12 protein-coding genes and 1 pseudogene are annotated in these 20,211 nt (G+C 45.3%); 4 read left to right on the top strand and 9 right to left on the bottom strand.

What is annotated here, in order from left to right:
* Positions 1–45 precede the first annotated feature (45 nt).
* Complete coding sequence (locus tag HUJ21_RS14550) at positions 46–1,404, top strand: Gfo/Idh/MocA family oxidoreductase (RefSeq protein ID WP_291370988.1); 1,359 nt, start codon at positions 46–48, stop codon at positions 1,402–1,404.
* A gap of 251 nt (positions 1,405–1,655) precedes the next feature.
* On the opposite strand, the gene HUJ21_RS14545 is transcribed toward HUJ21_RS14550, so the two are convergent.
* The gene (locus HUJ21_RS14545; RefSeq protein WP_291370986.1) at positions 1,656–3,050 is read right to left on the bottom strand and encodes an NAD(P)H-binding protein; all 1,395 of its coding nucleotides are present in this window, start codon (positions 3,048–3,050) and stop codon (positions 1,656–1,658) included.
* 176 nt (positions 3,051–3,226) lie between these two features.
* Between HUJ21_RS14545 and HUJ21_RS14540 the strand changes: the two genes are divergently transcribed.
* Entirely contained in the window at positions 3,227–6,511 is a 3,285-nt protein-coding gene (locus HUJ21_RS14540) for an amidohydrolase family protein (protein ID WP_291370984.1), read from the top strand.
* Here HUJ21_RS14540 and HUJ21_RS14535 read toward each other — a convergent pair.
* Both HUJ21_RS14535 and HUJ21_RS14530 read right to left on the bottom strand, forming a co-directional pair.
* The gene (locus HUJ21_RS14535; protein ID WP_291370982.1) at positions 6,508–7,257 is read right to left on the bottom strand and encodes an AAC(3) family N-acetyltransferase; all 750 of its coding nucleotides are present in this window, start codon (positions 7,255–7,257) and stop codon (positions 6,508–6,510) included. The two genes, HUJ21_RS14540 and HUJ21_RS14535, sit on opposite strands and share 4 nt — an antisense overlap.
* 39 nt (positions 7,258–7,296) lie before the next feature.
* Complete coding sequence (locus HUJ21_RS14530) at positions 7,297–8,157, bottom strand: phosphoenolpyruvate hydrolase family protein (protein WP_291370980.1); 861 nt, start codon at positions 8,155–8,157, stop codon at positions 7,297–7,299.
* 185 nt (positions 8,158–8,342) lie between these two features.
* On the opposite strand from HUJ21_RS14530, the gene HUJ21_RS14525 reads away from it, so the two are divergent.
* Entirely contained in the window at positions 8,343–10,520 is a 2,178-nt protein-coding gene (locus tag HUJ21_RS14525; protein ID WP_291370978.1) for a carboxypeptidase-like regulatory domain-containing protein, read from the top strand.
* 103 nt (positions 10,521–10,623) lie between these two features.
* Here the strand turns inward: HUJ21_RS14525 and HUJ21_RS14520 are convergent, their stop codons facing one another.
* Positions 10,624–11,889 (bottom strand): Tm-1-like ATP-binding domain-containing protein, encoded by a 1,266-nt coding sequence (locus HUJ21_RS14520; protein WP_291370976.1) that lies wholly within the window; start codon positions 11,887–11,889, stop codon positions 10,624–10,626.
* Between the two features lie 229 nt (positions 11,890–12,118).
* On the opposite strand from HUJ21_RS14520, the gene HUJ21_RS14515 reads away from it, so the two are divergent.
* The gene (locus HUJ21_RS14515; RefSeq protein WP_291370974.1) at positions 12,119–14,755 is read left to right on the top strand and encodes a phosphoenolpyruvate carboxylase; all 2,637 of its coding nucleotides are present in this window, start codon (positions 12,119–12,121) and stop codon (positions 14,753–14,755) included.
* Here HUJ21_RS14515 and HUJ21_RS14510 read toward each other — a convergent pair whose 3' ends face one another.
* The 5 genes and pseudogenes from HUJ21_RS14510 to HUJ21_RS14490 form a co-directional block, all read right to left on the bottom strand.
* Positions 14,756–15,973, bottom strand: coding sequence for an alginate lyase family protein (locus HUJ21_RS14510; RefSeq protein WP_291370972.1), 1,218 nt, complete (start codon positions 15,971–15,973; stop codon positions 14,756–14,758). It lies immediately after the preceding gene.
* 140 nt (positions 15,974–16,113) lie between these two features.
* Positions 16,114–16,314, bottom strand: a complete 201-nt coding sequence (locus tag HUJ21_RS14505) for a hypothetical protein (protein WP_291370970.1) — start codon at positions 16,312–16,314, stop codon at positions 16,114–16,116.
* Between the two features lie 170 nt (positions 16,315–16,484).
* Positions 16,485–17,096, bottom strand: a complete 612-nt coding sequence (locus HUJ21_RS14500; protein WP_291370968.1) for a Uma2 family endonuclease — start codon at positions 17,094–17,096, stop codon at positions 16,485–16,487.
* 62 nt (positions 17,097–17,158) lie between these two features.
* Positions 17,159–19,459, bottom strand: coding sequence for a discoidin domain-containing protein (locus HUJ21_RS14495; RefSeq protein ID WP_291370966.1), 2,301 nt, complete (start codon positions 19,457–19,459; stop codon positions 17,159–17,161).
* 11 nt (positions 19,460–19,470) lie between these two features.
* Positions 19,471–20,211, bottom strand: a pseudogene (locus HUJ21_RS14490) (FAD-binding dehydrogenase); the annotation flags it as partial.

The following is a 20,211-nucleotide window of genomic DNA, read 5'->3' as shown; positions in this document are numbered from 1 at the left end:
TAAGCAATAAACAAAGTCAACATATCAACTAACCTGAAAATAATTATGAGTGAGAAAGCAAATGGCAGAAGAGATTTCATCAAAAAATCCGCCATGACCACCATGGGTATTTCCGCCCTTGGAGCTGTTGGATTTTCTGCCAAAAGTTATGGCAAAATTCTGGGTGCAAACGACCGGTTAAACATTGCCATAGCCGGATTGGGCAGAAGGCTGGGTGCCTTTTACAATCCCATTGGTTTGAAATCCAGTAACGTCAACCTGATGTATCTCTGTGATGTGATGCAGTCCCAAAGGGAAAAAGCGGCGAAGAACTTTGAAAAACACATTGACTACCGGCCTAAACTGGAAAACAGCATTCTGAAAGTCATTGAAGATCAGGAAGTGGATGCACTGATCAACGCTACCCCGGACCACTGGCATGCTCCCGGAACCTGGTTGGCATTGGAAGCTGGCAAGCATGTGTATGTAGAAAAACCTTGTAGCCACAATCCCTATGAAGGTGAATTGTTGGTCGCTTACCAAAAGCAATACGGGAAGGTGGTACAGATGGGTAACCAGCAGCGCTCCGCTCCGGAAAGTATTGAAATCATCAAAGCCATACACGATGGAGCCATAGGGGATGTGTACAAGGCGACTGCCTTCTACAATTCTGCCAGAGGCGAAGTACCTAACCAAACCAAAGCCGCCCCACCGCAGGGCTTAGACTGGGAACTTTTTCAGGGTCCGGCACCCAGAAGAGAATACACCGACGATACCTGGAACTACAACTGGCACTGGTATGGCTGGGATTATGGAACAGCAGAATCCGGTAACAATGCCACTCACGAGCTGGATGTAGCCCGATGGGCCCTGCAGGTAGATTTTCCAGAGAGGGTAATGGTCGACTCCGGCAAATACCACTGGCCCAATGATGGATGGGAAATGTATGATACCATGGACGCAGTGTTTAAATTTTCCGGAAACCGCACCATACAATGGGACGGAAAAAGCCGAAACGGCCACAATACTTATGGTCCTGGCAGGGGTACCATTATTTATGGTACCGATGGCTCGGTATATGTTGACCGAGGTGGCTACAAGCATTTTGACAGGAATGGAAAAGTAGTCAAAACCAATGAATCTGGCGGATCTGAAGCTGGCACAGCGCTAGGCGGAGGTGGAGACATGTCCACCCTTCACGTGGTTAACTTCTTTGAAGCCATTCGAGGCAAACAAGAGCAAAACAGCCCCATTGACGAAGGAGCCAAAAGTGTGCTGCTTTGCCACCTGGCAAACATTGCTTCCCGTACCGGTGAAGTACTGGAATGCGATGCCTCCAACGGACACATTAAAAACAGTAAAAAAGCCAGCAAACTTTGGAAAAGAGAATATGAAAAAGGTTGGGAGCCAAAGTTAAAAGCATAAAATTAAACACTTAAAAAACCACCAATTAGCCCCGGCATTCCTGCCGGGGCTTTTTTATTGCTTGCTGGATGAAAAAGCGCATTCCGATTTGGACCTGACCCTACCAGTATGCCCATGGAAGACTTCAGAGATAAACCTGATGATAAAGTTTGATCATAAATAAAAATGCCAGCCTATTGCAAAAAAAAAAATTATATAGCATAAACTGGCGGAACCACCACATTTGATCGCCTTTTTGAAAAAGCAATATATCATCGTTTTTTAAATCCCTTCAGGTATTTACCATACCTGTTCATGACCCAAAGATGGATACGGGCCTGGGTATTCACATACAGGTACCAGGGTATTTTGGGTACAAATTCATGTATGGCAGTAATGATGTATTTCCCACACAACACCTCCCTGAATTCCAACCAGCCATAATCAGCTCTCCCTACCAGCCAGCCCCCACTGATGTAAAATAATTGCCGCTTCTTATCACTCCTGACCTTAACCCAACTCAGCTCCAACATGGGTTTTTGAAAGAAAAACAAATAAAAACAAACCCTTCCTTTTTGGTCCTCTTTGGCAGTAATGATCGCTTTGAAGAAAGTTGGTAACCACACTTTGTACCTGTTTGCCGCCCAATAGGCGGTTTTACCCATGGTATTGGGTAGCCGTTGAATACTTCTTACCGTGTTTTTCTGCCTATCCAGTGGTTTAAAATCAGGCATTTGGGGTTCCCTGTTCTTACTCAAAGCATGCCTTACAGCCTCCTCATAACTTTGATAGTCAATAGGTATCTCCTGAAAGGACTGATCCTCTGATACCGTCATGGTGTGTTTCAAACTTTCTACCAGAGGGGAGACCAATTGGGCAGGGCTTTCTCCAAAATATCCAACCCATAGTTTGGAAAGGCCCGCAGAAAAAAACGGAACAGAGAAAATCAGTCTTTTCTTTCCCATCACCTGGGCTGTTTTGACCAGCATTTCCTTATAGGTCATCACTTCCGGACAGCCAATTTCAATAGAACGGTTATAAGCATGCGTATTACCCAGGCAAGCATCTATAATGGTAAGTGTATCTCTGAGTGAAATGGGTTGGGTTTGGGATTCCGTCCATTTGGGACAAATCATTACCGGTAATTTTTTTACCAGGTTTTTGATCATGTCAAAAGAAGATCCACCGGGACCTACAATGATACTGGCACGGACTGCGGTAAGGGCCGCCGAACCCGATGAAAGGGTTTTCTCAACTTCCAGCCTACTGCGCAAATGCCTGGACCAGGAGCTTTTTGCTTCGTTTTTTGGCAATATCCCTCCCAGGTAAAGGATTTGCTTTACCCCATTTGCTGTGGCTGCACGGGCAAAATTATCAGCCAACAACAAGTCGGTATCTTCAAATCCTCCCTGATTGAGTCTGGTGGAAGCATTCATGGAATGTACCAGATAAACCGCATAATCCACGCCCTCCAATGCCTTTGTGGTGGAAGAGATGGAATATAATTCTACCTGCCGCCAGGATATCTCAGGTTCAGGGTTGGAGGCCAGGTTTCTTCTGCTTAACCCAATGAGCTGATATTCCTCCTTAAAGCGGTCCATAAACCACCTGCCGATATATCCTGTGGCACCGGCGATGGCAACCACTTTTTTATTTTTGTTATTCATTGGCAAACTAACTGCGTTCTTATCAAATTGTTGGTTTCCATAGCATGCCAGACAGCTTATTCGCAAATCCTTCGCAGGTATTATCGCTATTCGATGGTATTTCTTCCTAAGCTTTTTTGCCCTTAAACTACCAATTCTCCATATCTTTACACCTCAAATTTGTAAAGCAGGAATACATGAAAACCAAATTTATCAAAATAACTTTCATTCTTTTAATGCTGGCATCCCCTATCCTCGCCCAGGAAGAAAAGGAATGGATAGTAGCTGATCCTGAAGGAGATTGGGACTTTAAAGAGGTAACCTTTACAACCGATGAAGGAACCTGGATGAACCTGGATGTCAGTCCTGATGGAAAAACCATCGTTTTCGACATGTTAGGCGATATTTATTCCATACCGGTTTCAGGGGGAAAAGCTGCAGTTCTGAGATCCGGTCTGCCCTTTGAAGTGCAACCCAGATTTAGCCCGGATGGGGAATGGATTTCATTTACCTCTGATGCCGGTGGAGGTGACAATATCTGGCTGATGCGCAAAGATGGCACAGAAGCCCGACAGGTTACTAAAGAATCCTTTCGCCTGCTCAACAATGCTGTCTGGATGCCCGATGGCAATTTTTTGGTGGCCAGAAAACATTTTACCTCAGGCAGGTCCCTTGGCGCCGGTGAAATGTGGCAGTACCATACTTCCGGAGGAGAAGGGTTACAGCTTACCGAAAGGAAGAATGACCAGCAAGATGTGAACGAACCCAGTGTATCCCCTGATGGCCGGTACCTCTATTACAGTGAAGACATGTCACCCGGGGGAAGCTTTGAATACAACAGGGACCCAAATGGTCAGATTTATGTGATCAAACGATATGATTTCGAAACGGGAGAAACTGCCATCATCACAGGTGGTCCCGGAGGTGCCGCCAGGCCACAGGTTTCACCAGATGGGAATAAACTTGCTTTTATCAAAAGGGTAAGGACCAAAACCGTATTGTACATCCACGACCTGAAAACCGGTGAAGAATGGCCGGTTTTTGATCAGCTCAACAAAGATCAGCAGACGGCCTGGGCCATTTTTGGGGTTTATCCGGGGTTTTCCTGGATGCCGGACAATGAAAACCTGATCATTTGGGCCAAAGGAAAAATTCAAAAAGTCAATACCAAAATCCCTGACCATGCTGAAATTCCCTTCACAGTCGATGTAGCAATTCCTGTGGCTGACAGGGTACATTTTGAACACCCGGTGAAACGAGAAACTTTTACCGCAAAAATGATCCGGGACGCCATCACTTCTCCGGATGAGAAAAACCTGGTATTCAGGGCACTGGGTTATTTATGGATCAAGGCTTTACCGGATGGAACTCCCAAAAGGCTGACCCAGGGAAAGGATTTTGAAGCGGAGCCGGCCTTTTCACCCAAAGGAGATAAAATCGTATTTGTCACCTGGAATGACCTTGAGAAGGGAAGCATTCAGGAAATTGATCTCAAAAGCAGAAAAATTGAGGTGCTTTCCCAGGAAAAAGCCATTTACAGGCAACCCTCCTATTCTCCTGATGGAAGAAAGATCGTCTACAAAAAAGAATCTGGCAATCTGGACCAGGGCAGATCCTTCACCAAGGACCCTGGCCTTTACCTGATGGATAGGGCAAGCCTTGGGACCAGCAGGCTGACCGAAAACGGAGATTTCCCTTCCTTTACCAAAGATGGAAACCGTATTTTCTTCCAGACAGGGGGTAAGTTTTTTGGGAATTTGACCAAAAGCCTGAAATCGGTGGACCTGAATGGACAAGATGAAAGAACTCATATAGAATCCAAATATGCAAATCGGCTGGTACCCAGTCCTGATAATGAATGGGTGGCTTTTATTCACCTTCACAAAGCATATGTGGCACCTCTGGTGCTGAATGGAAGAACTGTTAACCTGGATGACAAAAGCAAATCCCTGCCGGTTTCTCAATTGACCAAAGATGCCGGAATAAACCTGCATTGGTCAGAAGACAGCAAGACCGTTTACTGGACCATGGGAGATCGGTATTATTCCAAAAAGCTTGCTGAAAAATTTGATTTTCTAAGCAGCAATGCGCTTTCCGGGGATGATAATGAAGATAAGGGCCTGCCAATCCAATTAACGGCAGAAGTTGACCAACCTGAAGGCACCATTGCCTTTACAGGAGCTACACTGATCACCATGGAAGGAGAAGAAATCATCGAAAATGGTACCTTACTGGTGGAAGGATCAGTTATAAAAGCACTGGGTGAAGCGGGAGAAATCAGTATACCACAGGGGGCTATGGTTTACGACATGACCGGAAAAACCATCATGCCCGGAATAGTAGATGCACATGCCCACATTGGCGCCTTCCGGGACGGCCTTACTGTACAGCAAAACTGGCAAATGTACGCCAACCTGGCCTTTGGAGTTACCACAGCCCATGACCCCTCTGCCAATACCGAAACGGTATTTACCCTTTCAGAAATGGTCAAAAGCGGAGCCCTTACAGGACCACGGATTTTTAGCACAGGTTTTATCCTGTATGGGGCAGATGGGGATTTTAAAGCGGTGATCAACAAACTGGAGGATGCCCGCTCTTCGGTACGGCGTACCAGGGCCTTTGGAGCCACTTCAGTAAAATCCTATAACCAACCCAGAAGGGATCAACGACAACAGGTATTGCAGGCGGCAAAAGAACTGGGGGTCAATGTAGTTCCGGAAGGCGGCTCTACCTTTTTCCACAACCTGTCCATGATACAGGACGGTCATACCGGAATTGAACACAATATCCCCATTGCTCCGGTTTATAAAGATGTATTGGAAGTCTGGAGCCAGACAGCAGTAGGTTATACTCCCACCCTGATAGTCAATTACGGCGGTTTGAATGCAGAATATTACTGGTATCAAAAAACCAATGTTTGGGAAAACGATAAATTATTGAGATTTAGTCCCCGAGGTACCATAGATGCCCGCTCCAGACACCGCACCATGGTACCTGATGAAGAGTACGAAAACAGCCATATCCTCACTTCCAAAACCGTCAATGACCTGGCAGAAAAAGGCGTTAAAGTCAATTTGGGAGCGCATGGCCAATTGCAGGGATTGGGGGCTCATTGGGAATTGTGGAGCATGGTGCAGGGAGGCATGTCCCCCCATGAAGCCCTTCAGGTAGCTACGATTAACGGTGCCCAATACATTGGCATGGATAAAGATATCGGTTCCCTGAAGGAAGGAAAATTGGCTGATTTGATCATTCTGGATAAAAATCCCCTGGAAAATATCCGCAACTCCCAAAGCATTAGCCATACCATGGTGAACGGCCGCCTGTTTGATAGTGAAACCATGAATGAAATAGGTAACGAACCCAAAGAGCGGAAACCATTCTATTGGGAAAACAGGTTGTTTCAGGAAGCCTTTCCCTGGCATGAGAGCATACAAACCTTTATGCACAGCGGCTGTGGCTGCGGATTGGGTCAGCCTTAAACCTTATCCACAAAGTACAGGGGATCGGCCTGCAATTGGCGGATCCCCTTTTCCCACATCTCCCGGGCATCCAATACCAGCGTATCGGCCTCCAGGACCATTCCCTGATGTAAGGCATTTGGATCCATTAAGGGCAAAAGTCTTTCATACCGCTGTTCATACCCATCAAATCCATGCCTTCGGTAGGTTTTATTGATCCGGCTGCCGTCTTCAAATTGCAGTTGATAGGTGATTTTTTTACCGAATAAATAAGGCGGCAGAATTTTTTCTTCCAGGGCATGCATGGAAGTATTGGGCCTGCCACCACAGCCCAGAAACATGACCTTACCCTGCACCTCAGGTAACCTGGCAAAAGGTGAAAATGGCCCGCATGGGGTATGGTCCTTGTAGTGATCTCCTAAAAAAAAGGCTGCCAGGCGACCTTTTGCGGATACCGAATGGGTGGGATGTATGCTCCTGCTGACTCCCTCAGAAGTGCGGAAATATTCCGTAAGCGCCCCTACACAGGAAGGAGTGGCCATTACATCGAATTTCGGATGTTCAGCCGTTACTGTTTTATAGGAAAGAGCTGGCATCAATAAAGTACCGGAGGGACCCAAAGCCTCCATAAAAGCAGCAACCAAAATCCGGGCCCTGTCCGTAAACCTGCCTACGGCATTCAATGAAGCATGCACCAATAAGTGGTCCCCTTCATTTATTCCAAGTCTTCGCAAATCCTGAATAAGCTGTCTGGCTTGTTCCTGCACAAAGCAATTTTTTAATGTTTGCTGAAATGGTCCATAATCCTATCGTAAAGGAATTTCCTTAAAGGATCGGGTAAGGTTTAGCAGGGATTGCTCCACTCCCATTCGTTCCAGGGAAGATGCACCCACAAATCCATGTGCACTAGTATGCTTCAACACTTCCCTGACATCTTCGGGTGTATTTACCGGCCCCCCATGGGCCAGGAAGATCAAATCAGTATTGATATCCTTGCAGGCATCTATGATCGCCTGTGTACGGGATATGGCATCCTCCATGGTACAGGATGCTCCTGTGACTCCTACCGAGCCACCGACTGTAGTGCCCACATGAGAAATAATGGCATCCGCTCCGGCTTCCGCCATCTGTACTGCTTCTTCCGGTTTTGCGACATAGACGATGGAAAAAAGATCCATTTTATTGGCGATACGTACCATTTCCACTTCCTTTTCAAAGCCCATACCCGTTTCTTCCAAAACCTGCCTGAAATGACCATCTACAATGGCATGGGTTGGGAAATTATTGATGCCCGAAAAGCCCATTTCCTTAACCTTCAGCAGGTGGTGCCAGATTCTTCTTCTAGGGTCTGAACCATGAACCCCGCAGATTACCGGCGTTTCTTCGACCACCGGCAAGACTTCAAATTCCCCGATTTCCATGGCCACTGCATTGGCATCCCCATAAGCCATCAGGCCTGCAGTGGAACCATGGCCGGACATACGGAAGCGGCCGGAATTGTAAATGATAATCAAATCGGCTCCTCCCTTTTCAATAAATTTGGCGCTGATACCAGTTCCGGCGCCGGCAGCTATAATGGCTTTTTTATTATCAATGGTTTTCTTCAGGCGATCCCTTACTTCTTGTCGGCTGTAAGGGTTGCCCTTTCCTGTCCAGGGGTTAGGCATGGTGCTTAATTATTTTAAAATTTGGTTTAAAAAAGCAAGTTACCTCAAAAGCTCCTTTGATTCAAGGAACTTATTGGCTTTTGAAAGGTAATATTCCATCTTTTTGTTTGGTTTTTTAAAATTGATTAAATTATATGAAATTTCTCTATAGCGTTTTTTGACAATAGATTAACCCAAATATTACTATGGAATCAAAAGAAAGCATTTACAGACAGACAGAATACCATCCTTTAAAAATAGCAGTTTTTCTATTATTCCTTTTGGCATTGCTGGCTTGTCAGGAAGAAAAGGAAATTGTTCCCAGGGGCGAAATGGACATATCGGGTGTAGTTACCGGAGCCAACGGACCGGAGGCGGGGGTTTGGGTTATCGCAGAAACGCAGGACCTGCCTACCCGTTATGCCAAAATCGTGGTCACAGATGATGCAGGCAGGTACCTGATACCCGAGTTACCGGATGCAACCTTCGATGTTTGGGTAAGGGGCTATGGTTTGGTGGATTCACCCAAAGAAAAAGCCAGGCCGGGTCAGTCATTAAATCTTAATGCTACGGAGGCACCGAGCCCGGAAGAGGCTGCGCAATATTATCCTGCCGGGTATTGGTTTTCATTATTGGAAGTTCCGGATAAAAGTCATTTTCCGGGAACCGGGCCGGAGGGAAATGGCATAGCTCCAAGCATTACCAATCAGGCCCAATACCTGCGAAACATCAAAAATGGCAATTGCCTGGCCTGCCACCAACTGGGTAGCAAGGGAACCCGGGAGTTTCATCCCTCATTAAGAGAAATAGAAAGTTCAGAGGCTGCATGGGAAAGAAGATTACAATCCGGGCAAGCAGGAGGAAGCATGACATCTTCCTTACATCAGTTGGGAAAAGAGGGTTTTTTAAAAATGTTTGCCGACTGGACGGACCGGATTGAAGAAGGTGAAATTCCGGAAATGCCCAAAAGGCCGGAAGGGCTGGAAAGAAATGTGGTCATCACCCAATGGGACTGGGCAGACCCCAAGGCATATTTACATGATCTGGTGTCCACTGACAGAAGAAATCCAAGGGTGAATGCCAATGGTCTGATATATGGTGCCCTGGAAGCCAGTGCAGATTACCTTCCCGTACTTGACCCCGTAAACCACACCACTTCAAGGGTTCCACTGACCGTAAGAGATCCCAATACACCGGTTGCCTCCGGTCCGGAAATGCCTGCCGCTTCTCCCTACTGGGGGGAAGAAGCCATCTGGAATAGCAAAGCCAATGTGCATAATCCCATGTTGGATGAAGAAGGCAGGGTATGGATAACCGCAGCAGTACGTCCTTTTGATAATCCTGAAGCATTTAAAGAAGGCTCAGATCATCCGTCTGCCAAAGTTTTTCCCCTCAACCGGGCCAGCCGCCATCTTGGCGTTTATGATCCCGATACGGAAACATACAAACATATCAGTACCGGATACAGCACCCATCACCTGATGTTTGCCGAAGACGAAAACAATACCCTTTGGACCAGTGGTGGCGGGCAGGTAGTAGGCTGGCTGGATACCAAACAATACCTGGAAACCGGTGATGAAATTGCCTCCCAGGGATGGACCCCGCTGATCCTGGATACCAATGGCAATGGAAAAAGAGATGCTTACGTGGAGCCCAATGAAGCCATAAATCCTGAAAAAGACAAAAGAATTACCAATGGGCTTTATGCGGTAGCTCCTGCTGTAGATGGATCTGTTTGGGGTTCTTCCCTGGGTTATCCAGGAGCTGTCGTACGTATAGTTCCCGGTGATAATCCTTCTGAAACTGCGCTGACCGAATATTATGAATTGCCTCTGGATGAGGCCGGTGAACCCATAGAAGGCTGGTCACCCAGAGGAATGGATATTGACCGAAATGGGGTGGCCTGGGTGGCTCTGGCCAGCGGGCACATGGCCAGCTTTGACAGAAGTAAGTGTAACGGACCTCTAAATGGACCTGATGCTACCGGACAGCATTGCCCCGAAGGATGGACCTTTTATCCGGAACCTCTTCCCCAAATGAAAGGTGTAGACTATCCTGGCAGTGCCGAGTCCAGCTATTATACCTGGGTAGATCAGTTCAATACGCTGGGTCTGGGTGAAAATATTCCTATCAACACAGGAAATGAATCGGAAGGTCTGCTGGTGTTAAAAGACGGAGAATGGGTAGTCTTGCGGGTGCCATATCCCATGGGTTTTTATACCAAATGGATGGACGGCCGCATCGATGATCCCGATACAGGTTGGAAAGGAAGAGGAATCTGGGCTACCATCAGTACCCGTACACCTTTTCATATGGAGGGAGGAAAAGGTACCACCAGCAAGGTGTACCATTTCCAAATGCGACCAGATCCGCTGGCCTATTAATAACAATCAAGTCTTTCAATCAAAAAACTCTTCCAAAGTTTAAAACTTTGGAAGAGTTTTTTGCTTTTTTGGAAGAGTTATTTGAAAATAGACCTGTCAGGTTTTAAAAACCTGACAGGTCTTTATATTTAGGTTTAACCCTTTCTAAAATCTCCAAAAGCTGCTCAACGGCTGCTTTGGCAAATACCTGCTCATTGATATTGGCGGCTATTTGGGTTGTTGCTATCTCCGGATCCAGGTGCCTGGATAGGGTATCTTCAAATGCAAGCGTAGTTTTCTTATCAAAAAAAACATTGCCAGGCGCATCCAGTTGGGAAAAGCCATTCTTCGGAGTGATTACCCTTATTTTTGATTTATCCCGGCTTTTATTCAATTTTACTGCAATTTGCTTTGCCATAGCAACATTTTCTCCTTCGTTGGTTCGCATCAGGGTCACATCCGGAGCCCATTGATAGAAAAGCCTGTCTTTGTACTTCCCCGGTACAGATGATTTGGAACCAAAATTAACCATATCCAGACAGCCCGGTGCCAGCACCAAAGGCAGGGTCATTTCCACAGCTGCATGCAACCTTTCCGGACCGGCACTCAAGATTCCACCGCAAAGTTCATCTGCCAATTCGGTAGTGGTCAGGTCCAGGACACCATCAAACACCCCTTCTCTGATCAGGGCTTCCATGGTCTTCCCGCCCAAACCATTGGCGTGAAAAGCCATTACCTCAAATCCCTTGTCCTGCAATATCCGGGTGCATTCATTGACACATTCTGTGGTATTGCCAAACATGCTGACGGCAATGATGCCTTTCTCTTGTTTCAATGAGGTAACTTTCACCCTGCCCATGGCCACTATGGCTGCCGCTGCCTGGTCAATAATGGGCAAAATTATACTGTTTAGTCCGGCCACATCCACCACAGAAGGAATGAGTACAATATCCTTCAGCCCCACCATGGCAGAAACATCCTTCGTAGCAAGTGTAGAAATACATAGCTTTGGCAGCCCAAGGGGCAATACCTGCATGGCAGAAAGCGCCAGGAAGGTCCCTCCTCCACCACCCATGGCAATCACTCCTTTGAGCTTGTTTTGTTCCGAAAAGGCGGAAAGAATTTTTCTCAAACCCTTAGCCATCACCTCCAGGGCAAGTCCCCGGTCTTTTTTGTTTCTCAATTCCTGAAGTGTCAATCCGCCATATTCCGCTACAATAGCTGCTTCCAGGTCTACAGGAAACATATCCGTAGTACCCATGATACCGGCATTTATGCAAAAAACATTTTCTCCGGAAGCCATGACTTGTTCCCGGAGCCGGGAAAAAACCGCTGCTTTGGTATCAAAACAACCCATTATCAAAATTGCCGGTGCTTCAGGAAACTTCATTTGATGAATTTATTTATCCAAAAGAAAATAACAATTGAATGTAGGTATTTTAGTTAAAATAAGTAAAGCATCAGGGCAATTAAAAATATTTTGAAATCAAAAGCATTGGCCTGGCTTTGATTTTTATCCCATGACACTAAGGCTTATCTTTATAAGATCAATTCAAAACACTAATTGACGTTCAATGATGACTACTAACAGCCCCCTTTTCCAAAAAATTACCCGAGACATGAATTTTCTGACCAACTGTTTTCAAAAGGTCTTGCAACAACTTGGTGAGCATGATTTGGAAAAAATGGTCGTCCAAAAAACGGGAACCATGGAAATCGAACTGGAAGCCGGAGAGTTGGAGGAAAAGCATATTCAGGTACTCAGCATTTACCTTCAGTTGATGAACCTGGTAGAGGAAAATGCAGGGGTTCAGATGCGCAGGAAGATGATCAATGAAAATGGTTGTGCTTCTATCAGGGGATCATGGGGAGAAACCTTTCAACGTTGGAAAAAACAGGGATTGACAGCCAATCAAATGGCAAAAGTCGTTCGGCAAATCCAGGTGTACCCGGTATTGACTGCTCACCCTACAGAGGCCAAAAGAAAATCCATTTTGGAGCTTCACCGGGAAATCTATTTGAACCTGGTAAAACTGGAAAACAATGCCTATTCCAAATTTGAAAGAACCGGTATGGAGCGGGAAATCGTTGCTTTATTGGAGCGTTGGTGGAGAACTGGCGAAGTGTACCTGGAAAAACCCACTCTGGAAATGGAAAGAAACAATGTCATGCATTATTTTTCCAAAGTTTTCCCTAAAGCCCTACTTAAAGCTGACCAACAATTGATGGACAGCTGGGCAGCCATGGGTTTTGATCCTTCCGTTTTTAATGAGGCAGCTGCCTTTCCTGATTTCCAGCTGGGCAGTTGGGTTGGCGGAGACCGGGATGGTCATCCCTACGTAAGTGCCGAGCTTACCCAAAACACCTTGTTGGAGCATAGAAAAGCGGCCTTGTCCCTGATTCTGGGAAACCTGGAATTGCTGGGATCAAGAATGAGTTTTTCTGCCATCAGGAATCCAGTACCAGAATTTTTTAAAGAAAAAATACAAGAAAAAGCCAGGGCAATCGGCCCGGAAAGCGAACCGGCCCTTGCCCGCAACCCCATGGAGCCCTGGCGGCAATTTATAAATTTGATGCTGCTAAAGGCTAAAAACACATCCTCACAACTCTGGGAGCAAGTGACCTATGGCAATGCTGATGAATTACTGGAAGACCTGCACATACTCAGAAAAAGCTTATTGGAAATTGATGCCGGCCATGTGGTTACTCAATTTATCCTACCCCTGGAAAGGCAGATCAAATGTTTTGGATTTCATCTGGCCCGACTGGATATACGGCAAAACAGCAGCTTTCATGAGAAAGCCATGGAGCAGATCATTGCGGGCACTTTTACTGGTTTGAGCGCCTATTCTTCCTGGTCAGAAGCAGAAAGAATTCAGTTTATCAGTAAAGAACTTCAAAGCAACAGGCCTTTTGCTTATCCTGGTAAATCCTTTGGTGCAGAGGCCGATCAGGTATTGGCTTGCTTCCAGGTAATCAGAAACCATATCGACCGGTTTGGACCCGATGGAATAGGGTCTTTTATCGTCAGCATGACCAGAAGCTTAAGTGATCTTTTGGTGGTGTATTTATTTTTGCGTGAATCCGGTTTGGACAGAAACCACTTTCAGGTAGTCCCGCTGTTTGAAACCATTGAAGATTTGCAGAAAGCCAGCCGAATACTGGAAGACTTCCTCAGCCATCCTGCCTATCCCAAAAACAGCGGTTTACAGGAAATCATGCTGGGTTACAGTGACAGCAACAAGGATGGTGGCATCATGGCCAGCAGGTGGAACATCTATCAGGCCGAACAAAAGCTAACCCAAACCGGCCGCAAGCATGGGAAAGAACTTCGGTTTTTTCATGGTATAGGCGGAACCATCAGCCGCGGAGGTGGAAAATACCATCGCTTTCTCGAAAGCATGCCTCCGGGAAGCTTGCAAGGCTCACTAAAAATCACTGTTCAGGGTGAAACAATTTCCCAGCAGTTTGCCAACCTACTGACTGCAGGTTATAACCTGGAAATGCTATTTTCAGGTACTGCCCTTCAAACCTCCTATTCCCTCTTTCCTGAGAAAATTCCGGATTTTCCAATGGATGCCTTGGAAAAGTTGTCCTCCATTGCTCAAAACCATTATCAGGAATTGGTCCGGCATCCGGATTTTCTGGAATTCTATAGCCAGGCAACTCCCATTGATGTTCTGGAACTCAGCAAAATTGGTTCAAGGCCATCCCGAAGAAGTGGGAAAAGGTCACTGGATGACCTGAGAGCCATCCCCTGGGTATTTAGCTGGAGCCAGTCCAGGTTCAATCTTACTGGATGGTATGGCATAGGAACAGCCTTTGAACAATTAAAAAGGAACCAATTGGAAGCTTTTGAACAATTGAAATCAAATGCGGAAACATGGCCTTTATTGAGGTATATCCTGATACAGGTGGAAACAAATTTATTGAATGCAGACGAAGAAATCATGAACCAATATGCCGGATTGGTGGCAAACAGAGAAACGGGAGTGAAATTCACCAAAAGCATCATGGAGGAACATAAACTTGCACTTCAACATATAGGCGAGTTATTGGGTAAAGAAAGAGAGGAAAGAAGAGTCGGCCTGCTGGACAGTATAGTCCGGCGAAAAAATGCCCTTCACGGCTTGCACCAATTACAACTGAAGAATCTCAAAAACTGGAGAGCTTCCAAAGAAATCGACTCGCCTTTAGTAACCCGACTGCTCAAAATAACCACGGCTTTGGCCAGTGGCTTGAAGAATACGGGTTAATCAATGTCGTAAATCCTTAAATTTAAGCAGGTTCCAATAAAGAAACTCTTCCTCTTTACTGCTTATTCTCTCAGCCAGCCGTTTGTAGGGTTTGTGCTGATAAATCCTCGCTGCAATAGATAAAGGTGCTGCCAAACGGGCATCGTTCTTATCATGGATTTGTTCATAGGGCCAACCTTTCCCGGAATCCAAGTAGGGTACCATAAAATTCAGAGCCTTTCGGATGCTCCCTCCCTTGGGGTTATCATAGGCCCAAAGATCCAAACCGGTATGCCGGCTTGCTTTGGCGTAGCTCATGATACCCAATAAATTCATGGCACTGTAATCCCAGGAGCGGGTACGGGCTAATTCTTTGGGTTGAGACCCGTCCGCCTCAATCATTTCATCCAGTATCAAAGGAAGCCCTGCCCGGGCCAGGCTATCCGCTGTTTCCTGCTGATCTACATAAAGGGCAAGTGGAATCGCCTGGGCAAAATACCAGGTGGTATGGTTATTCCCATGGATGGCCTCATCTTTTCCATGTTCACTATTGATCAGCCAATCCAGGTATTGAGCAATCCAGTTCTCCATTCCATTTTCAATTGCTTCATTCCAGTGTTCCGAATCCGAAAGCAGGTAAAGCATATCCGGCAGCTCTGAAAATGAGCGGGTATCGATGATCCCTATACCCCTGCCTTCTGTCCTTCCCGGAATACGCTGGGCATAGTTCAGGTTAGGGTTCATTTTGGTCTCGGAATCTAAAAACCAAGCGCGGAGCAACTTGATGGCATGTTCAGCGTAAGCTTCTTCCGCTGAAAAATAGAATGCCTCGCTCAATGTTTTCAGGGCATCCATCAATTTTCCCAATTCCTCTTTGTCCTTGTATTCGTAATATTCCGGATTGATTTCCCCATCCCTGCGGATATAAGGCAGGCCATCCTCTTTTTCAGGATCCGGCCACCAGTAAGGCCCCATACTGGTGTAGTCGTTTTTGTCCCCGCTGGGAGGCAATTGGGTTTTATGGGTGACAGAAAAAGGCCCTTCCTGTAATTTTTGATCAGCTTCCCTGAGAAGCGCCTGCACTTCCGGAAATATGGTCTGTTGGGATCCGAAGGAAATGCGCTCTTTTACCTTTTGCATGATTTCATCATCCAACAAGATAAAGTGCTTGTCTGCGGTTTCAGCTACCTGCCCAAATACAGATGGGGCAATAAGCAGGATCATCATAAAGACCCACATGCATGGATAAAATTTCAAAATAACTTTTTTATATTTTGGCAAAACCACCGGAATGTATGTTTTTTGCTTGCAATTATTAAGTCAAACTAAATAAAATTTTCGGTCCCTAACACAAACAGGTTTTTTTGGAATATATTGAATCACTTTTTTCCTCTGCTGCTCAGGACCAAACCAATAACGAGCAGAATGACACTGATAATGACAGGGGTCCAATTGGCTGTACTAACCGCAATATCCATCCCCAATAGACTGAAGCTCTCTGAATCCTGCATGGCTTGGAGGCCAAACATGATGGTTCCAATAACTCCTAAAATCAATAAAATAATACCTACAGTTTTCATAGTGTTTGGTTAAATGGTAAATTATGTAAACAAGAAGTAAATAATTGGTTATCAATTTAAAAAAATCCATTGATAATTGGTACTATTTGATAGCAAAGAATTTGAAAACATACTTTCCAATCAATAATGCTTTTGCTACAAAAGAACCTGACAATGAAATATAGAAAAGACTAATCCAGATCCTTAAATACATATTTCAAATCCAATTGAAATCCGGAAATACTCACAGATCGAATGACATCCCCTGATGTCATAAGTCTGGAAGGAATGTATTTACCTTCCTTCAGGGTATAGGCCATGACTGTCTGCTCATCAGGGTGTATGACCCAATATTCCAATACACCACTTTCTTCATAGACTTCATATTTGTTCTTCAATTCTTTTTTATTGCTTCCGGGAGATAAAATTTCCACTATCAGGTCCGGAGCTCCGATGCAACCCAAATCATCCAATTTACTTTTATCGCAAATGACGCAAATATCCGGTTGGACTACCGTATCAATATCTTTATTCATCTTGGATTTTACGGGCAATCTTACATCAAATGGTGCTTCATAGACTTTGCAAGAATGATTCTCCAGAAAATTAAACAATTTGTTAAACACTTTTCCGGATATCTCCTGATGAATCCTTCTTGGCGCAGCTGCAGCAGACCGGAATACTTTGCCCTTTATTAACTCCACCATTTCATCCATCTGCCATGTCAGGTAGTCGGCATAAGAATACGTGCCATACTCGGTAAATGGCTCTTTTGTTTGATCTTTTGTCTCTTTCTGATCCATGCTAACAATTTACGAAAAAAAGCTTGTTCTCTGAAAATGTCCCGGGTATCGCCAACAAGGTTTTATTTCACAGGTATCACCACACTTTTTTCGAAAAAGCCATAACCATAACTTACTTTGAGCTGTTCATTTTCTTCCAGGGGAAGTATCTGCCCTTCAGCTTCCAATCCGGAATCATTTTTTTCCATTCTCCCCTCTAATTCCAAAGAGAAAGCAGACAGCTCTTTTAGGCCAAGTGAAATGCTATTTCCTGCCTTGTTAGCTACCTGCACATTTGCTTGTTCCTCCTGATCCGGATAAAAATTTAACGGAGCTTCTAAACGGATCAAAAGATTTCCAGATTCATCCTGGTTGCATTCCAGACGGGTATAATAATTGGCCAGATAAGCCATACTGATATTGAAAGCTGTATTGAACTGGACCCAGCCTTCGGTCCATCCCACATCTCCGGCTTCGGGGTAATTGGGGTAATGAAAAGATTTGGGAGATCCATCAAATACAAAGGGAACCTCATCCAGCAAGCCTATTCCTCCCCTATGTCTGCTGTACCATCCCAACTCCACTCCCTCGATTTCCTGCGGAGCCTTGAAAGAAAAATGTCTTCCTGTTGGATTTCTTCCAAATGCATTCTCCAAATGAGACCAGGCCAAAACCTCCAGCCTCCGGATCAGGTCCTTATCTTCCAACAGGGTCATGGCAGCCATGGCAGCGGCTGGAAAACCTAAAATATTGCCTGTTTCATTCCATCCCGGAGGTGTCCATTCGGCTGCATCATATTTTCTGAAATCCCACATATTGTCAGAACGGGACAATGCGATTTTTGCCCAGTCAGCAACCTTTTCCTTCAAACCGGCAGGGGATCTTTCCGGGTATTGGGTATAAAAATAAGCAAAAGCCCGCATGGTCATGTGCTCTGACATCCTTTGGCCTTTGGTGGTCATGGGGTCCTGCCAATCCAGATTTTGGATCATCCAATCCATTTGTCGGTAGGCTGCATCAAAATATTTTCCCGCCTGCGGGTCATTTTCGCGCTTACTTACTTCATACATCATCAGGTTAGGAATGACTGAAAAACCCGGAGGCATTTCCCCTTTGGTAGTTCCCAGTTGGGTTTTAAGGTGTAACAAGTTGTGCTCCGGACTCATATTGTACTGGGATAAGGAGTGTTCGGATACTTCAGCCTTCTCCCAAACCGAGACGGCATATTGGTAAACCTTATCAAAATTTTGTTGGGGTAGCCATTTCTTCAGGTAGGGCCAGGCATACAGAAAATGCGCCAACTCCGCTTTTTGCATTTCATGGTCCAGCTGCTGGCTGACCTTTACATCCGCATCCCAATGCATCAATTGAATGATATCAGGCGTACCTGCATCGAAGGGCAACAATTCCCCCCACAAGCCCCGGTAGGCTTCCGGGAAAGCTTCATTGGGAACGTACTTTCCCTTTACCTCCATCCGTTCATAGGCAAGAGGATTGCTGAGGTACATGGCTACCAGACTCTGCATGGACCAATTGAAAAAATCCCCATCCCGCCAGGCAAAACTTATAGGCCTTATTTCATTGACATTACCTACATAGTGCCGGGCATCCAGCATAAAATCCACCATATTCCTATAGGTTACCCTTTCCATCCAGTAAGGACCTATGCGAAAAGGATAAGAGGCCTTACCGTTAATCTGTATCTCAAATGCATCAGTGGTCCGGGGATCGAAAGCCGAAAAATCTCCTTTCTCTCCGTTTACCTTACCGGTAAAAACAGTTTGTTTGTTTTTTATATTTACCACCTGAAATGCAGTACCATCCGCTACACCGGGTGCGGTAAAGCGCTTTGGCCTGTTCAGGTTGTATCCACTTAGATTGACAAGAATGGGTTTGGCTGCCAGGGTACTGATATCCTTGTATTGCTGGCCCAATAAAATAAACTCCCCTACCTGCATGGGCTTTTGATCAGCAGCTGCCATCCGAATGCGATCCACCAATAAGGGCTTTTCCAGGTCCACTTCCACCCTTTGGGATTCATTATCCGCTACCTTATGAAAAGTCCTCCATTCCCCATTTAATAAATATTGCAGGAGCAATGAACTGTTGGGTTTATGATCTGACGCAAAGTCTATGGTAGCTCCCACCACTTCAGTGGCTCCGGGCAAACGGACCGTTAACCATGCCTGCTCATCGGCCGGTGCACTACTCCAATAACTTTCCGGCTTTCCGTCAATAGCCAATTCAGCATTATTACCGCCCTCCACTGAACTGGCAGTTGCAGACCCGGAAAGACTCAGGTTTTTTTGTCCTTTTGCCGAAAATATAGCAGCAACTGTCAGGGCTATCAGGAGAAATAAATCAGAAGGTTTTTTATTGATCATTTTTATCAGGCTTAATAACAAAGGATACCAAATAAAGCTGCCGGTACCGAGGCAGCAGGATGTTGTAATATGATTTTAATGGATTGGGTAGAAAGGGGTTTTACCAACTTTAGCCGATAACGGGTCTGGTGGTTGTCACGGACTTCTGTGAGGCAATTACCCCTATCGTCAAGTACTTTAAAATGCTTGACACAAAATGGGATTTCCGACTCGGGATGCCCCATTAAAGTAGACTCCAGGGCATGGTCAAAATCAGTGTCAAAAAATATATTTATTTCATTGATATTCTGTACTTTATCCCATTTTAACTCAATGTATGGTTCGCTATCGTTCAGGGAAGCTGCCCAGGCATTTGAAGTAAGATATGGCCTGAAAATGCCATTGAACAAATACTCCCTGGCATACAGGTTTAAAGGCTGCTGAAGAATAAACGACAGGTTTTGCCCCTCCGGTCTACGCTCCGGCAACCAAAAGTCAAAAGAATCCATGCCTATTTCATCAGGCGCTTCCTGCCGGCTACTGGTAGCCACTGCCTTATTATACTTTTGAAACACCGTCAGTAAGCCTGTCAAGCGATGTTCAGAGTACCTGAGCTGCACCTGTTCGTTGGGATAAAATGCCACAAAATAATATTCTGTTTCTTTTATAGTATATTCAAAATCAATGTATAAAGGTTGTTCACTGGAGTTTATTTCGAATACTTTTTCGACAAACAACAGTACAGGATTAAAATTACTTTTTTGATTTTTTTT

The sequence above is a fragment of the Cyclobacterium sp. genome (assembly GCF_014762705.1).
GTDB lineage: Bacteria > Bacteroidota > Bacteroidia > Cytophagales > Cyclobacteriaceae > Cyclobacterium.
This window is presented reverse-complemented; position numbering and strand designations above follow the sequence as displayed.

Bases quoted from the DNA above. Each gene is read 5' to 3' on its own strand.
- HUJ21_RS14495 (WP_291370966.1), bottom strand. From the start codon at position 19,459: ATGATCAATAAAAAACCTTCTGATTTATTTCTCCTGATAGCCCTGACA.
- HUJ21_RS14520 (WP_291370976.1), bottom strand. From the start codon at position 11,889: ATGAAGTTTCCTGAAGCACCGGCAATTTTGATAATGGGTTGTTTTGAT.
- HUJ21_RS14510 (WP_291370972.1), bottom strand. From the start codon at position 15,973: ATGTGGGTCTTTATGATGATCCTGCTTATTGCCCCATCTGTATTTGGG.
- HUJ21_RS14545 (WP_291370986.1), bottom strand. From the start codon at position 3,050: ATGAATAACAAAAATAAAAAAGTGGTTGCCATCGCCGGTGCCACAGGA.
- HUJ21_RS14540 (WP_291370984.1), top strand. From the start codon at position 3,227: ATGAAAACCAAATTTATCAAAATAACTTTCATTCTTTTAATGCTGGCA.
- HUJ21_RS14500 (WP_291370968.1), bottom strand. From the start codon at position 17,096: ATGGATCAGAAAGAGACAAAAGATCAAACAAAAGAGCCATTTACCGAG.
- HUJ21_RS14550 (WP_291370988.1), top strand. From the start codon at position 46: ATGAGTGAGAAAGCAAATGGCAGAAGAGATTTCATCAAAAAATCCGCC.
- HUJ21_RS14525 (WP_291370978.1), top strand. From the start codon at position 8,343: ATGGAATCAAAAGAAAGCATTTACAGACAGACAGAATACCATCCTTTA.
- HUJ21_RS14505 (WP_291370970.1), bottom strand. From the start codon at position 16,314: ATGAAAACTGTAGGTATTATTTTATTGATTTTAGGAGTTATTGGAACC.
- HUJ21_RS14515 (WP_291370974.1), top strand. From the start codon at position 12,119: ATGAATTTTCTGACCAACTGTTTTCAAAAGGTCTTGCAACAACTTGGT.
- HUJ21_RS14530 (WP_291370980.1), bottom strand. From the start codon at position 8,157: ATGCCTAACCCCTGGACAGGAAAGGGCAACCCTTACAGCCGACAAGAA.